Here is a 16,723-nt window from a genome sequence, read left to right as displayed (position 1 = left end):
CCGCCTCTGATGGCCTCTGCACTTGCGGCCGGTGATATCGACGCGTTCTGCGTGGGCGAGCCATGGGGGTCGGTCGCCGTCGATCAGGGGGCCGGGGCGCTGTTGTTGCCGGGAAAGGCAATCTGGGAGTTTGCGCCTGAGAAAGTGCTTGCCGTTCGGACGGACTGGGCTGAGACCGAACCGGATCTACTGGGGCGGCTGATGCGTGCAGTCTGGCGCGCAGGGCGATGGCTGTCGGGGCCGGAAAGCCGCGCCACGGCGGGTGAGATCCTGTCGCGCAGGCAATACCTCGACGTGCCCGCGGAACTGATTGATCGTGCGCTTTCAGGCCATATGATCGTGAGTTCGCGCGGGGATCAGCGCCGCGTGGACAATTTCATGGAGTTCCACGCAGGCGCTGCAACGTTTCCGTGGCGCAGCCAGGCAAAGTGGATTGCCCGACAGATCGGCGCCGAACATGGCACAGGTACGATATCCGATCTCGACGCCGTGGCGTCTGTTTATCGCACGGACCTGCACCGCCGGCATCTGGGGCCTGTTGGTGCCGATCTGCCCGGCGCCTCTGCCAAGCTGGAGGGTGCGATTCGGCACGAAACGCCGGTCGCGTCCGCCGGTGGGAGGCTTATCCTGCGGCCGGATGCTTTTTTCGATGGCCGGATTTTTGATCCCGACAGCCCATAGTGATTATTAATTAAGCAATCCCCTGCCTCAATGCCCCCGTATTTTCGGATATGGCACTTCTCCTGTTTCGCGTGACGCTGCGCTGCGGCATGCTGAGTTAAAGTGTTTCGCAATGGAGTGAGGCACACAAAAACACCTCCCAACGATCGGGATACCCTGAGCAAGGCCGCTCGCTTTCCACCGGTGCATTCGGTGGTCAGTGAACGGCCTTTTTTGCGTTTTAGCCCGCCCCCTTCGGCCACCTGCGATTGAGGGCACCCTGAGAGGAAATCGGGATGAAAAAACTGTTGATTGGCTTTGTCGCCACCACTGCCCTGACCGGCCCGGCGTTTGCCCAAATGCTTGACCTTGAAAAAGACGTTCTGACATTCGGCTTTATCAAGCTGACCGATATGGCGCCGCTCGCCGTGGCCTATGAGCAAGGTTACTTCGAGGATGAGGGGCTGTTCGTTACCCTTGAGGCGCAGGCGAACTGGAAGGTTCTGCTGGACGGTGTGATCGACGGGCAGCTTGACGGCGCGCACATGTTGGCCGGACAGCCGCTGGCCGCGACGATCGGCTATGGCACCGAGGCGCAGATCATCACACCGTTTTCCATGGACCTGAACGGCAACGCGATCACCGTCTCGAACGAGGTCTGGGACATGATGAAGCCAAACGTGCCCACGATGGCCGATGGCCGCCCGCAGCACCCGATTTCGGCCGAGGCATTGGCGCCGGTTGTCGAAACCTTTCAATCGCAGGGCAAGCCCTTCAACATGGGCATGGTCTTTCCCGTGTCGACCCACAATTATGAATTGCGCTACTGGTTGGCGGCGGGTGGGTTACATCCGGGTTTTTACAGCCCCGACAATATCAGCGGCCAGATCAATGCCGATGTGCTGTTGTCCGTAACGCCGCCGCCGCAGATGCCGTCGACCATGGAGGCAGGCACGATCTCGGGCTATTGCGTGGGTGAGCCATGGAACCAGCAGGCGGTGTTCAAGCGCATCGGTGTTCCGGTCATCACGGACTACGAACTGTGGAAGAACAACCCTGAAAAGGTGTTTGGTATCACGGCGGAATTCGCACAGGAAAATCCGAATACCACGCTCGCTGTTACCAAGGCTTTGATCCGCGCCGCGATCTGGCTGGACGAGAATGACAATGTTAACCGCGAGGCTGCGGTCGAAATTCTGGCCCGGCCCGATTATGTGGGCGCGGATTACGAGGTCATCGCCAATTCGATGACCGGGACGTTCGAGTATGAAGACGGCGATGTGCGTGACGTGCCCGATTTCAACGTCTTCTTCCGCCACAACGCCACCTATCCTTTCTACTCTGACGCCATCTGGTATCTGACGCAGATGCGTCGCTGGGGCCAGATTGCCGAGCCCAAGCCCGATAGCTGGTTCGATGAAGTGGCGCGCTCGGTGTACCGCCCGGACATTTATCTCAAGGCCGCGCGGCTTCTGGTGGATGAGGGATTGGCCAACGAGGCCGATTTCCCGTGGGATAGCGACGGCTACAAGGCGCCTACTCCTGCCGAGGACGTGATCGACGGCATCGCCTATGATGGCCGCGCGCCCAATGCTTATCTCGAAAGCCTGAAAATTGGCCTGAAGGGCACTCAGACCGTCGCCGTTAACGCGGTCGTGGACTGATTGCACACCGGCGCGGCATCTGTCCGCGCCGGTCCCCTCCGCCCAGCCATTGAGGACGACAGCTATGACAACGATTGACCAATCCATTCCCGACCCGCGTGACAAGGCGGCCCGCCGCGCGCGTCTGTTTTCGCGCATCAGCACTGCAGACAAGCTATTTCAGGTTCTGGGCCTTGCCTGGCTGACACCGCTCTTGCGTGCGGTCGCGGGTGACAATCCGCGGGCCCAATTGGGTGAAATCTGGCGACTGCTGGCGGTGCCACTTATTGCGATCCTTGGTTTTTTGCTGCTTTGGGGCACGCTGGCACCGCAGGTGCAGACCTCGCTTGGCGCGATTCCGGGCCCGGCGGCCGTCTGGGACGAGGCGGTGACCCTGCATCAGGACGCCAGGGCCAAGGCCGCCGACCGCGCCGCGCATGAGAAACGGGTCGCCGCGCGCAACCAGCGCATGATCGACAGCGGCCAGCCCGATAAGGTGCGCGATATCCCTTATACCGGGTCGCCAAGTTATTACAGTCAGATATGGACCTCTATCCAGACCGTATTCTTTGGCTTCTTGATCGCATCGCTCATTGCAATCCCGCTGGGTATTCTTGCCGGGTTATCGGCCACGGCGAATGCCGCGATCAACCCGCTGGTGCAGATATTCAAGCCGGTCTCGCCGCTGGCATGGCTGCCCATCGTCACCATGGTCGTCTCGGCGGTCTATGCCACCAATGACGGCATGTTTTCCAAGTCGTTCCTCGTGTCCGCCATCACGGTAACGCTGTGCTCGCTCTGGCCGACGCTGATCAACACGGCGCTTGGTGTGGCCAGCATCGACAAGGACCTTGTGAATGTCTCCAAGGTGCTCAAGATGAACATGTGGACCAAGATCACCAAGCTGGTGTTGCCCTCGGCGCTGCCGCTGATCTTTACCGGCCTGCGGCTTAGCCTGGGTGTGGGATGGATGGTTCTGATCGCTGCCGAAATGCTGGCACAAAACCCCGGCCTGGGCAAATTCGTCTGGGACGAATTCCAGAACGGCAGCTCGCAGAGCCTCGCCAAGATCATCGTCGCGGTGCTGACCATCGGCATCATCGGCTTCCTGCTGGACCGGGTAATGTATGCGCTGCAATCGCTCTTCACCTTCTCGAACAACCGGTGACCCGCGCTCAGGTAGCGAAGCGTTAGCGCGAAAGGAAAAATTCATGGGTATCCTGACATTCAAAAACGTCTCGAAAAGCTATGGCGAGGGCCCCGCGACCGAGCATGTCCTCAACGGTATCGACCTTGACGTCGCCGAAGGTGAATTCGTCGTGATCCTGGGCTTTTCCGGCACCGGCAAGACCACGCTGATCAACCTGATGGCCGGGCTGGAGCAGCCCAGCGAAGGCCGCGTCAGGTATCGCGGCAAGCCCGTTACCGGGCCGGGGCCGGAACGCGGCGTGATCTTTCAAAGCTACAGCCTGATGCCATGGCTGACGGTACGCGGGAATGTGGGGCTTGCCGTGGACACGGTCTTTCCCGGGCTGAGCCGCGCAGACAAGGCCGCCAAGGTCGCGCATTACGTGGCGATGGTGGGGCTCAGCCATGCCGCCACGCGCCGCCCGGCGGAATTGTCGGGGGGCATGCGCCAGCGGGTCAACGTGGCGCGCGCGCTGGCGATGAACCCCGAGATGCTGTTGCTGGACGAGCCGCTTTCGGCGCTCGATGCGCTGACCCGCGCCAATCTGGCAGATGAAATCGAAGCGATCTGGCAGGCCGACCGCAAGACCTGCGTCCTGATCACCAACGACGTGGACGAGGCGATCATCCTCGCCGACCGGATCATCGCGCTGAATCCCGACGGCACGCTGGGGGATGAATTTCCGGTCAATCTGCCACGCCCCCGCAACCGGATGGATATGAACAGCAACGACACGTTCAAACGTCTTCGCGCCCAGGTGACCAAATACCTGATGGATGTGGGCATCGAGGCCAAGGTCGAAGAAACACGCTTGCTGCCGGACGTCACGCCGATCCATGGCGTGCCCCGTGCGGTGGCCGCGGCGGCGCAAAGCCCGATCGAACAGCGGTATCTGGATTTCAGCCAGCTTCACAAGGTCTATCCGACGCCGCAGGGGCCGCTGACCGTGGTCGAGGATTTCGATCTCAAAATCAAGAAAGGCGAATTCATCTCGCTGATCGGGCATTCTGGCTGTGGCAAGTCCACGGTCCTGACCATGGCCGCCGGTCTTAACGACATCTCCAAGGGGGTGATCAAGCTGGATGGCCGCGCGGTCGAAGGGGCGGACCCGGAACGCGCCGTGGTCTTTCAGTCTCCCAACCTGTTTCCATGGCTCACGGCCAAGCAGAACGTCGCCATCGGGGTGGATAAGGTCTATCCCCGTGCCAGCCAGGCAGAGCGTCAGGACGTGGTTGAATACTACCTTGAACGGGTGGGCCTTGCCGATGCGATGGACCGCCCCGCCAGCGAGTTGTCCAACGGGATGAAACAGCGGGTCGGCATCGCGCGGGCCTTTGCGCTGTCGCCCAAGCTGTTGCTTCTGGATGAACCCTTCGGGATGCTGGACAGCCTGACCCGCTGGGAATTGCAGGAGGTGCTGATGGAAGTCTGGTCGCGTACCAAGGTGACTGCGATCTGCGTAACCCACGACGTGGACGAGGCAATTCTGCTGGCCGACCGTGTGGTCATGATGACCAACGGCCCCCGCGCGACCATCGGCAGGATCACAGAGGTCAACCTGCCGCGGCCGCGCACCCGCAAAGCGCTTCTGGCGCATCCTGATTACTACACCTACCGGCAAGAGGTGCTCGATTTCCTTGAGGAATATGAGCACGGCAACCAATCGAAAAAGACCACCGGAAAGGCACCCGCTTCGGCGGACGCCGAGCCTGTGGCAGCGGAGTGAGAGAAATGCGTAAGAAACTTGTCGTGATCGGGGCTGGCATGGCCTCGGGGCGGATGCTTGAACATCTGACCGAAGCCCAGCCCGACGCCTGGGAAATTACCCTGTTCAACGCCGAACCGCGCGGCAATTACAACCGCATCATGCTGTCGCCGGTGCTGGCGGGTGAACAGACCTATGAGGGCATCATCACCCATGATGACGACTGGTACGGCGCGCGCGGCATCACCTGCCGTTTCGGCGAGCATGTGGTGAAGATCGACTGTGAGAGGAAGGTGGTCGAGGGCCAGAACGGGCCGGTTCCCTATGACAAACTGGTCATCGCGACCGGTTCGGCCCCGTTCATCATCCCGGTGCCGGGCAAGGACCTGCCGGGCGTGATCACCTATCGCGATCTGGATGACACCAATGCGATGATCGAGGCCGCTGACAAGGGAGGCAAGGCGGTGGTGATCGGCGGCGGTCTGCTCGGCCTTGAAGGGGCGGCAGGGTTGGCAGGGCGCGGTATGGACGTCACCGTGCTGCACCTGATGGGCCACCTGATGGAGCGGCAGCTGGACGAGGCCGCCGGATACCTTCTGCGCCGCGATCTTGAGGCGCGCGGGATCACGATCAAGACGCAAGCGTCAACCAAGGCGATTCTGGGTGCGGGCCGCGCCGAGGCCGTGCTGCTGGAGTCTGGCGAGGTACTGGAGGCCGATCTGGTTGTGATGTCCGTGGGCATCCGCCCCGAGACGCGGCTGGCCACCGACGCCGGCCTGACCGTCGCGCGCGGGATCGAGGTGAACGCGCAGATGCAGACCTCGGACCCGGACATCTACGCCGTGGGCGAATGCATCGAGTTTGACGGCAATCTGTTCGGGCTTGTCGCGCCGCTCTACGATCAGGCCAAGGCACTGGCGCGCAGCCTGATGGACGAGGCCGATGCCTTTGTCGTGAAAGACACGGCTACCAAGCTCAAGGTCACGGGCTGCGATCTGTTCAGTGCAGGCGATTTCGCCGATGTGCCGGGGCGCGAGGATATCGTGTTTCGCGACCCGGCGCGCGGCATTTACAAGCGCCTCGTGATAGAGGGGGACAGGTTGGTCGGGGCGGTCATGTATGGCGATACCGCTGACGGCGCGTGGTTTCACGGATTGATCAAGGACGGCACAGAGATCGAAGAGTTGCGCGAGACGCTGATCTTTGGCCCCGCCTATCAGGGGGGGGCCACAGCGGACCCTCTCTCAGCCGTTGCAGCCTTGCCGCCTGAGGCGGAAATCTGTGGCTGCAACGGCATTTGCAAAGGCACTATCGTCTCCGCTATTGAAGGCGGCGCAACCGATCTGGGCGCGGTCCGCGCCAAGACCAAGGCCAGCGCGTCCTGCGGCACCTGCACCGGGCTGGTCGAACAACTCTTGCAGGTCACGCTTGGTGATGCGTTCGAGGCCCCCACGGCACAGCCCATCTGTGGCTGCACCGATTTGAGCCACGAGGATGTGCGCCGCCTGATCATGACGAAGGGGCTGAAATGCCAGGATGCCGTCTGGCAGGAACTGGGCTGGGCAACGCGCAACGGCTGCCATGTTTGCCGCCCGGCGGTCAATTTCTACCTGCTTGCGACCTGGCCGATGGAGTATCAGGACGACCCGCAAAGCCGCTTCGTCAATGAACGCAAACACGCCAATATCCAGAAGGATGGCACCTTCTCGGTTGTGCCGCGCATGTGGGGCGGGATTACCAACCCGGCCGAGCTTCGCGCGATTGCCGATGCCGCCGACAAATACAACGTGCCCACGGTCAAGGTCACCGGCGGGCAGCGCATCGACCTGCTGGGCGTCGAGGGTGAGGACCTGCCCGCCATCTGGGCCGATTTGAACAAGGCAGGTCTGGTCTCTGGCCATGCCTATTCCAAGGGACTGCGCACGGTGAAGACCTGTGTCGGCACCGATCATTGCCGCTTTGGCACGCAGGACAGCACCGGCCTTGGCATCAAGCTTGAGAAAATCCTCTGGGGTTCGTGGACGCCGCACAAGGTCAAGCTGGCGGTGTCAGGGTGCCCGCGCAATTGCGCCGAGGCAACCTGCAAGGATGTGGGTATCGTCTGTGTGGACTCAGGCTATCAGGTCGGCATTGGCGGGGCCGCCGGCATGGACCTGAAGGAAACCGAACGGCTGGTGGATGTAGCGACCGAACAAGAGGCAATCGACGTCACGGTCGCCTTTGTGCAGCTTTACCGCGAGAACGCGAAATACCTCGACCGGCCCTATAAATGGCTGGCCAAGGTCGGGCTCGACTGGATCCGCACGCGCGTGGTCGATGATCTGGCTGAACGCGCCCGCCTGATCGCCGCGTTCGAGGTGTCGCAAAGCATCTATCGCAAGGACCCATGGGCCGAGCACGCGCAAACCCGCGCGGACAGCTATGCCCCGCTTGCCGATCTGACACTGGAGGCTGCGGAATGACCTGGCTCGACATCGGACATATCGACGACATCCCCCTGCGCGGTGCGCGCAAGATCAAGACGGCGCTTGGCTGTGTCGCCCTGTTCCGCACCGCGCAGGACGAGGTTTTCGCAGTCACCGACCGTTGCCCGCACAAGGGCGGCCCTCTGAGCGAAGGGATTGTGCACGGCAGGTCCGTGACCTGCCCGCTGCACAATTGGGTGTTTGACCTGAACACCGGGCAGGCACAGGGCGAAGACGGGCGCGTCGCCACCTATCCGGTGCGCATCGAGGCGGACCGTATCCTGATCGACGGCACGGCACTTGGGAAGCGGAACGCAGCATGAGCGCGCCCGCAGGTATCCGCTCCACCTGCCCGTATTGCGGGGTCGGTTGTGGGGTCCTGCTTTCACCGGATGGCGCGGGCGGGCTGGCGGTGCAAGGCGATCCCGCGCATCCCGCCAATTTCGGGCGTCTGTGTTCCAAGGGCTCGGCGTTGGAGGAAACCGTGGGAGTGGGGCGCCGCCTGCTGACGCCGCGCGTGGATGGTCGCGAAAGCGACTGGGACACGGCCTTGCAGCATGTGGCGGACCGATTTCGCGAGACGATCGCGGCGCATGGCCCTGACAGCGTTGCTTTTTATGTCTCGGGCCAGATGCTGACTGAGGATTATTACGTCGCCAACAAGCTGATGAAGGGGTTTATCGGGTCGGCCAATATCGACACCAATTCGCGGCTCTGCATGGCCTCGTCGGTGGCGGGCCACAAGCGCGCTTTCGGCACTGACACCGTGCCCGGCACCTTTGAGGATATCGACGACGCCGATCTTGTGGTTCTGGTCGGCTCCAACCTCGCCTGGTGTCACCCGGTAGCCTATCAGCGCCTGCTGGCGGCGCGCAAGGCACGCGGCACCAGGGTGGTCGTGATCGACCCGCGGCGCACGGCGAGTTGTGACGTGGCCGATCTGCATCTTGCGCTTGAACCGGGCAGCGATGTGGCATTGTTCAACCGCCTGCTGGTCCGGATTGCCGAAAAGGGCGCCGTGGACCCCGCTTTTCTGGCGCGGACGGACGGGTTTGACGCCGCCCTGAGCGCCGCGCGCAAGGACAGTGTCGCCGCAACCGGGCTGAACGACGCTGAGATCAAGGCATTCTGCGATCTGTGGATCGGCACAAAGCGCGTCGTGACGATCTATTCCCAGGGCGTGAACCAGTCCACAAGCGGCACCGACAAGGTCAATGCCATCATCAATTGCCATCTGGCCACGGGGCGGATCGGCAGGCCGGGGTGCGGGCCGTTCAGTGTCACCGGCCAGCCCAACGCCATGGGCGGGCGCGAGGTCGGCGGTCTGGCCAACATGCTGGCCTGTCATCTTGATCTGGAAAATGCCGACCATCGCAGCGCCCTGCGCGGTTTCTGGGGTGCCCCCGCGATGCCGGACGCACCGGGGTTGAAAGCTGTCGACATGTTCCGCGCCGTGGGCGAGGGCCGGATCAGGGCGCTGTGGATCATCCACACCAATCCAGCGGTTTCCATGCCTGATGCCGATGCGGTGCGGGACGCCATCGCGCGGTGCGATTTCACAGTTGTTAGTGACATCACCGATGCCACCGATACCGCACGTCTGGCCAGTGTTTTGTTGCCCGCCGCCGCATGGGCGGAAAAGGATGGCACCGTCACCAATTCCGACCGCATGATCAGCCGTCAGCGTGCAGCGCTGCACCCGCCGGGCCAGGCGCGGCCCGACTGGGCGATCCTGGCCGAGGTCGGACGGCGCATGGGCTGGCCCGCGGCCTTTGATTACGCCACACCAGCAGAGATATTCCGCGAATACGCGGCTCTTTCGGAGATCGCAGGACAGTTCGGGCGCGATTTCGATATCTCGGCTTTCGCCGGACTGGAGGATTGCGGATATGCGGCGCTGTCGCCAACCCGCTGGCCAGTAACCGCCACGCGGCAAGGTGGGCGGTTTTTTGGGGATGGCCGGTTTTTTCACGAGGACGGCAAGGCGCGTCTCATACCCGTGACGGCAAAACCACCCGCTGCGCGCACCGGGCCGTGCTATCCCTTCCGGCTGAACACCGGGCGTGTGCGCGACCAATGGCACACAATGACCCGCACGGGGCTAAGTGCCAAGCTCTCCGCGCATCTGGCGGAACCTTTCCTTGATATCCATCCGGAAGATGCCCGCCATCTTGGCATCGCACCTGCCGACCTGGTGCGCGTGACCAGCCCGAAGGGTGCAGCGATCCTGCGCGCACGTCTGACTGATACTGTCCGGCTTGGCGATGTCTTTGCCCCGATGCACTGGACCGGGGAAACAGCACCCTCCGCCCGGATCGACGCATTGATCCCGGCGGAAACCGATCCCCTCTCGGGCCAGCCCGAAAGCAAGGCGGCAGTGGTCGCGGTCACGCGCCTGGACGCTGCGTGGTACGGGTTCGCGATCTCCGATGCGCCGATGCGGCCCGACTGTTCCTATTGGGCGCTCGCGACCACGCGCAACGGCTATCGCGCCGAACTGTCCGGATTACATGCCATCGACAACTGGGAGGTCGAAGCCCGCCGCCTGTTCGGGTTGGACGTGGCCGAAGTCACCATCCTGGAGGATCGCGCGCGTGGTACGGCACGTATAGCCTTGCATGAAAAAGGCCGCTTGCGCGCGGCGTTGTTTGTCGCGCCGACGCCTGTGGCGGTGATGCGCGATTATCTTGCCACGACACCCGGCAGCGACGCGGCGCACATCCTGACCGGGCGTACACCCGCCGACCTGCCTGATCCGGGGCCGACGCTTTGCGCCTGTTTCGGGGTCGGGATCAACACGATCGTAACCGCAATCGAAAGCCGTGGTTTGGTCGATGCGGATGCGGTGGGCGCGGCGCTTGGCGCGGGCACAAATTGCGGGGCTTGCAAGCCCGAGATCGCGGCCCTTTTCGACCGTGCCCTCCTGTGCGAGGTGGCGGAATGAAAATGGCTGACCATGGGCGAGACCTATGATGCTCCCCGGTGATGCCGCACCACTTTGCCGCGCCTGTTGCCATCGGCACGTCAGCATTGGCAGTGGATATGCCAGCGGCCTTGAACGCGCAAACCACAGCGCAGTCTCTTTGGGAGAGACGTGAACATTTTATGCCGCAGGAGACGACCGCATGAAGAGCTTTCCCATGTTCATCCGCACCACAGACCGCCGCGTGATCATTGTCGGCGGCGGCGAGACAGCGGCGCAAAAGGCGTGGCTCATTCTGAAAACGGACGCAAGAATTGTGCTGTTGGCGCATGATCTTGAGCCTGAATTGCAGGGTATCGTGTCCGGGGGGCGTGCCGAATGGCACAGGGGTCCGATCACGGCGGCGCTGTTCGATGATGCCGCCATGGCCTTTATCGGCACCGGTTGTCCTGGCATTGATGTCAGCCTACATGCCCTCGCCCGCGCCGCGCGCTGCCCCGTGAATGTGGTGGATCAGCCCGAAATGTGCGATCTGACCACCCCGGCCATCGTGGATCGCGACCCTATTGTTGTTGCCATCGGCAGCGAAGGTACCGCGCCGGTTCTGACGCGTGATATCAAGACCAGACTGGAAGCCCTGCTGCCGCGCAATATCGGCGGGTTGGCGGCGTTGGCTGGCCGGTTGCGTCCGGCGGTCTCTGCGCGTGTGCCACGGGAACAACGCCGCGCCCTGTGGGCGTGGGTGTTCAAGGGCATGCCGCGCGACGACTGGTCCCGAGGCGAGGAACGCGCAGCGGCCAGATCCATCAAGGCGGCGATCGAGAATGGCGCCCCGCCGACTGGCGCTGCGACGGGCCGTATTGCGCTGGTCGGTGCCGGGCCGGGTGCGCGTGATCTGCTGACGCTGCGCGCGGTTGAATATCTGCAAGAGGCCGACGTGATCTTTTATGATCGGCTGGTTGATGCTGACGTGTTTGAACTGGCCCGTCGGGATGCCAAGCGTGTCTGTGTCGGCAAAGTCGCCGGTGCACATGACTGGCCACAGGACAGAATAACAGCGGCCATCCTCGCCGAAGCCCGCACGGGACGCCGTGTCGTATGCCTGAAATTCGGTGACCCGATGATCTTTGGCCGCGCAGGAGAAGAAATCGCTGCAGCTACCGCAGCAGGTATTCCCTGCGATATTGTCCCTGGAGTTCCGGCGGATTGCGCCGATGCGGCACGGCTGGGGCGGTCCCTGACCGTGCGCGCGACCGAGCCTTTTGTCGCCACTTCAGGGTTTGCGTGACATCGCCCGCGCCGTCGGTCGGGGGTGCTCATCGCATCAGTTCAGTAGGTTGGCGGGCTAATGGACCAAATCACTATGGTGGTTTCGTCGGTAACGTTGGCATAGCGATGCGGTCTGTCGCTGCGAAAGGCAAAGCTGTCACCGGCGTTCAATTGTATATGACGTCCGTCCAGCCAAAGATCGAGCCGCCCTTCGATCACGAAACCGGCTTCCTCTCCACGATGCGTGTAGGCTTCGGCACCACTTGTGGAGCCGGGCGGGAAAATGCATCGCAAAAGCTCGATTTCACCGTCCAGATTCGGGGAAAGCAATTCATCAGTGATGCCGTTCTTGAACGTCAGGCTGCGTCGGCCATCTGCGCGCACCACGGTATCGCGTAATGCCTCATCCTCGTCGGTCTGTGGCGGGAAGAACCAGCTGATCGTTACACCGAGCGCACGGCTGATAGAGTGCAATGCTTTGATCGAAGGACTGGAAATGCCGCGTTCAATCTGGCTGAGATAGCCTTTGGACAGGCCGGTGGCTTTGCTGAGGTCGGCAATCGTCGCATCACGAGCCTTGCGCAATCCCCGGATTTCCTTTCCGACCCGTGGATCGAGATCGGTTACATCTTTCAGGTTCACCTTGTCGCGGTCCCCCTCGGCAAGGCCATCCTTGTTGGAAGGACGCAGGACTTTGGGAAGGTTGTTTACCATTTAAACTCTCTGAAGGTTGTGTCGTGCCGGTTTTAACACCTCTCGCGGGATGCGCAACTCAGTGTGAAATTAAATATACTATAGATCACATTAGTGAACTTTTATATTGATAAGTTCACTAATGGTGCTAATCCTACGGAAACGATTTCTTTGGGGTAGGTGATCGAATGTCAGAGATAGCGGATGTGGTGATCATCGGTGGCGGTGTCGCGGGGTGTTCCATCGCCTATCATCTGGCGGAACTCGGCATTACAAATGTCGTGTTGTGCGAGCGCAAGCAATTGACCTGCGGAACGACATGGCATGCCGCCGGATTGGTCACGCAGCTGCGCGCGACCCGCAACATGACCGAACTCGCCAAGTACACAGGCGAGTTGTTCACCCGGCTCGAAGCGGAAACCGGACAAGCGACCGGATACCGTCAGAACGGCTCTCTCAGGCTCGCAACCCACGAGGCAAGGCTCGAAGAACTGAAGCGCGGCGCCTCAATGGCGCGCAATTTCGGGTTGGAAGCATATGAGGTTTCCCCGGGAGAAATCCGGGAGAGATATCCATTGGTCGAGGTCGGGGATTTGGCCGGCGGCATCTGGATGCCCAAGGATGGTCAGGTCAATCCCGCTGACGTGACCATGGCCATGGCAAAAGGGGCCCGTCAAAAGGGTGTGAAAATCCGGGAACACTGTTCTGTCGCGCGAATCCTGGTCGAGGAGGGGTGCGCACGGGGTGTTGTGCTGACGGATGGTTCAGAGATTTACGCCGAAAAAGTGGTCATTGCCGGCGGCATGTGGTCGCGCGATCTGGCGGGTGACATCGGTGTGTCGTTGCCACTGCATGCGGCCGAGCATTTTTATGTTGTGACAGAACAGATACCTGCCCTGCCAAGAGACCTGCCGGTGATGTTCGTGGGTGACGAATGTTCCTATTACAAGGAAGACGCGGGTAAGATCCTGCTTGGATGTTTTGAGCCAGAGGCCAAGCCCTGGGGGCATCATGGCATCCCGGAAGATTTCTGTTTCGATAGCCTGCCCGAGGATTTCGATCATTTCGAACCGATCCTCGAGATGGCGGTCAGGCGGGTGCCGAAACTGGCCGAAACCGGCATTCAGCTGTTATTCAATGGCCCCGAGAGTTTCACGCCGGATGACCGCTATTTGCTGGGGGAAACGCCGGAAGTGAGCGGCCTTTTCTGCGCCTGTGGCTTTAATTCGGTTGGTATTTTGTCCTCTGGCGGAGTCGGCAAGGCATTGGCGGCCTGGATTCACGATGGGCACCCGCCGATGGAACTGGCGGATGTGGATGTGCGGCGCATGCAGCCCTTTCAGTCCAATAGCCGCTATCTGTTCGACCGCACCAAGGAAACACTGGGGCTGCTTTTCGCAATGCACTGGCCCTATCGTCAGTTCGAGACCGCGCGCGGGGTGCGACGCTCGCCTTTGCATGACAGGCTGCTATCGCGTGGCGCGGTGATGACTGAAGCCGCGGGCTTTGAACGCCCCGGCTTTTTCGCAGGCGACGAACGGTCGCGCGAAATTACCTATTCGTATGGACCACAAAGCTGGTTTGAGGATACGCGCGCCGAATGCCTGAATACGCGTGATAATGTGACCCTGTTCGATCAGAGCTGTTTCGCCAAGTTCGAACTTCGCGGTCGCGATGCTTGCCGCATACTCAATCACGTTTCGGCGGCGAACGTCGATGTAGCGTTGGGCAAAGTGGTCTATACCCAATGGCTGAATGATCGCGGTGGCATCGAAGCCGACGTCACGATCACCCGTACCGCCCCTGATTGCTATCTGATTGTAACGCTCGGTGCGTCGCAAACACGCGATTTTTCATGGTTGCGCCGGTCGATACCGGATGATGCGCATGCCATTGCCACGGATCTGACTGCCGGCTTGCCGATGCTGGGGCTTATGGGGCCAAAGTCGCGGGCTTTGCTTGAAAAAGTATCGGGCGCTGATCTGTCCGATAAGGGTTTTCCGTTTGGTACCAGCCGCGAGATTGAGCTGGGGTATGCCCGTGTTCGCGCCAGCCGTTTGACCTATGTGGGGGAACTGGGGTGGGAGCTCTATGTCGGTGCTGACTATGTGCAGCATGTGTTTGATGTGCTGACAGATGCGGGCGAGGCGTTCGGGTTAGGCCATGGCGGCTATTTCGCGATCAACTCATTGCGTATGGAAAAAGGGTATCGGCACTGGGGGCATGATATCGGTGAAGAAGACACGCCAATGCAGGCCGGGCTCTCGTTCGCGGTGGATTGGGACAAAGACGATTTCCGTGGGCGAATGGCCCTGTTGCAGGCCCGCGAGCGAAGACCCCAGACACGCCGCCTGATCCAGCTCAGGCTGGAGGTGCCGGAAAATCCACCGTTGCTTTACCACGAAGAACCAATCCTGCGCGACGGTGTGATCGTTGGTTCGGTCACGTCCGGCGGATACGGGCACCGCATCGGTGCGTCCCTGGGGATGGGCTATGTCGAACATGGCGACGGGGTAAGTTCAGAGTTTTTGAATACCGGGCAGTTTGAGGTCGAGGTGGCGCTTCGGCGCTATCCGGTCTCGGTTCAGTTCAAGGGGTTTTACGACCCGGCCAATGATCGCATTCGCGGACAAGAGAAGAAAGGGATCACGTGATGGGTGATGTGATGCAACGTATGAAAGACCTCAGCAACCATGTGTATATCGACGGCGCGTTCCGATTGAGCAGCGGGAGCAAATCCTGTGATGTGATCGAACCGGCGACCGAAATCGTGCTGGGCTCGGTCGCGCAGTCCCCGAAGGCGGAAATTGACGAGGCGCTGGAGAGTTGCAGCAAGGCGCAGAAACACTGGTGGCGTAACTTGTCGGCCCTCGACCGGGCGCATGCAATACATCAGGTCGCGGACAGGCTTGACGAAATGCGGCCCATTCTGGCCGAGGCGATGACCCGCGAGATGGGCAAGCCATACAAGGAATCCGTGGACGAAGTGAACTGGAGCATCCATTCACTGCGCTATTCGGCCGAGCTGGGCAGAAACGAACAGGGCCGGGTCATGGGGCCTGCTGTCGCAGGTCAATTCCATTATACGCTGAAACAGCCCTGCGGCACCGCTGCATTGATCATGCCGTTCAACTACCCGTTGGTGTTGCTTTGCTGGGAAGCCGGGGCGGCCCTGGCGACCGGCAATGCCGTGATCGTCAAGCCGTCTGAATACACGACATTGACCACGCTGTTGTTCGCCGAAGCACTCAAGAGCCTGCCTGAAGGATTGTTCCAGATTGTGACCGGCGGGGGCGATGTGGGGGATCACCTTGTACGCCACCGTGACACCCATGTTGTCGCATTTACCGGAAGTGTGCCGGTCGGGCGCGCGGTTGCCAAAGCGTGCGGTGAGCTGATCAAGCCAAGCCTGATCGAAACCTCTGGCAATGACCCGTTCCTGATCATGCCATCCGCACCCCTGGATGTTGCCGCCAGGGCGGCTGCGTTTTCGGCTTACATGAACTGCGGTCAAATATGTGTGTCGGCCGAGCGGTTCTATGTCCACGAAGATATCCATGATGCGTTTGTCGAGAAGCTTATCGAAGAAACTCGAAAGATTCGTATCGGAAACGGATTGGACCGCGTCGATATGGGGCCGATGGTATCGTCCAGGGAGCGCGAGCGATACGAAGCGGTTCTTCAGGGGGCACTGGACGAAGGCGCACGCGCTGCGATAGGCGGCAGCCGACCTTCGGAGTTCAACCAGGGCTGGTTTGTCGAACCGACCGTTTTGGTGGACTGCGCTCCGGACATGAGTGTTTTCAAGCACGAAAGTTTCGGCCCCGTTGCGCCTATCTGCAAGGTCAGTGATTTTGAAGAAGCGCTGACGCTTGCCAATGCGTCGGACTATGGGCTTGGGGCCAATATCTATACCCGTGATCTCGAAGAGACGATCCGCGCCACCGAAGAATTGGAGGCGGGGATGGTCTGGGTCAATGCCCCGTTGCTCGACAATGATGCCGGTCCGTTCGGTGGATCGAAGCTTAGCGGTATGGGGCGGCAGCTAGGGCCGGAGGGCCTCGAGACATTCCGGGAAACCAAGATGGTCATGGTCGATCCGCACTGTCAGCCGCAAGATTTCTGGTGGTTCCCTTATGCGGACGACGAAATGCACCCTGGTACCAAGTGATTGGT

Annotated in this window: 11 protein-coding genes; 10 read left to right on the top strand and 1 reads right to left on the bottom strand. The window is 61.1% G+C overall.

All coding sequences use genetic code 11. The annotated features are described in order from the left end of the window. The 8 genes from QZ522_RS03600 to QZ522_RS03565 form a co-directional block, all read left to right on the top strand. On the top strand, positions 1-681 hold a 681-nt coding region (locus QZ522_RS03600), incomplete at its 5' end, for an ABC transporter substrate-binding protein (RefSeq protein ID WP_294607585.1). A gap of 275 nt (positions 682-956) precedes the next feature. Beyond that, positions 957-2,324, top strand: coding sequence for a CmpA/NrtA family ABC transporter substrate-binding protein (locus QZ522_RS03595; protein ID WP_294607582.1), 1,368 nt, complete (start codon positions 957-959; stop codon positions 2,322-2,324). 64 nt (positions 2,325-2,388) lie between these two features. Next, positions 2,389-3,471: an ABC transporter permease gene (locus QZ522_RS03590; RefSeq protein WP_294607579.1), complete on the top strand. Its 1,083-nt coding sequence runs from the start codon at positions 2,389-2,391 to the stop codon at positions 3,469-3,471. 43 nt (positions 3,472-3,514) lie between these two features. Continuing rightward, the gene (locus QZ522_RS03585) at positions 3,515-5,218 is read left to right on the top strand and encodes an ABC transporter ATP-binding protein (protein ID WP_294607576.1); all 1,704 of its coding nucleotides are present in this window, start codon (positions 3,515-3,517) and stop codon (positions 5,216-5,218) included. Positions 5,219-5,223: 5 nt separating this feature from the next. Beyond that, positions 5,224-7,659 carry a nitrite reductase large subunit NirB gene (gene nirB / locus QZ522_RS03580; RefSeq protein ID WP_294607574.1) on the top strand — a complete coding sequence of 812 codons (2,436 nt, stop codon included), beginning with the start codon at positions 5,224-5,226 and terminating at the stop codon, positions 7,657-7,659. Beyond that, positions 7,656-7,985: a nitrite reductase small subunit NirD gene (gene nirD / locus QZ522_RS03575; RefSeq protein ID WP_294607572.1), complete on the top strand. Its 330-nt coding sequence runs from the start codon at positions 7,656-7,658 to the stop codon at positions 7,983-7,985. Before nirB ends, nirD begins: the two co-directional genes overlap by 4 nt. Continuing rightward, complete coding sequence (locus QZ522_RS03570; RefSeq protein ID WP_294607569.1) at positions 7,982-10,606, top strand: nitrate reductase; 2,625 nt, start codon at positions 7,982-7,984, stop codon at positions 10,604-10,606. Before nirD ends, QZ522_RS03570 begins: the two co-directional genes overlap by 4 nt. 181 nt (positions 10,607-10,787) lie before the next feature. Then, on the top strand, positions 10,788-11,873 hold the full coding sequence (locus QZ522_RS03565) for an SAM-dependent methyltransferase (protein ID WP_294607567.1): 1,086 nt from the start codon (positions 10,788-10,790) through the stop codon (positions 11,871-11,873). A gap of 41 nt (positions 11,874-11,914) precedes the next feature. On the opposite strand, the gene QZ522_RS03560 is transcribed toward QZ522_RS03565, so the two are convergent. Further along, positions 11,915-12,568 carry an XRE family transcriptional regulator gene (locus QZ522_RS03560; protein ID WP_294607564.1) on the bottom strand — a complete coding sequence of 218 codons (654 nt, stop codon included), beginning with the start codon at positions 12,566-12,568 and terminating at the stop codon, positions 11,915-11,917. A 167-nt stretch (positions 12,569-12,735) separates the two neighbouring features. Here QZ522_RS03560 and QZ522_RS03555 point away from each other — a divergent pair, with 167 nt between their 5' ends. After that, entirely contained in the window at positions 12,736-15,201 is a 2,466-nt protein-coding gene (locus tag QZ522_RS03555) for an FAD-dependent oxidoreductase (RefSeq protein ID WP_294607561.1), read from the top strand. Continuing rightward, on the top strand, positions 15,201-16,718 hold the full coding sequence (locus QZ522_RS03550; protein ID WP_294607558.1) for an aldehyde dehydrogenase family protein: 1,518 nt from the start codon (positions 15,201-15,203) through the stop codon (positions 16,716-16,718). The genes QZ522_RS03555 and QZ522_RS03550 overlap by 1 nt, the downstream gene beginning before the upstream one ends. Positions 16,719-16,723: the final 5 nt, after the last annotated feature.

The sequence above is a fragment of the uncultured Roseovarius sp. genome, from assembly GCF_913054395.1.
In the GTDB taxonomy this organism is placed as follows: domain Bacteria; phylum Pseudomonadota; class Alphaproteobacteria; order Rhodobacterales; family Rhodobacteraceae; genus Roseovarius.
The sequence above is the reverse complement of the archived record's forward strand: the minus strand, read 5'-3'. Positions and strand labels throughout refer to the sequence as shown.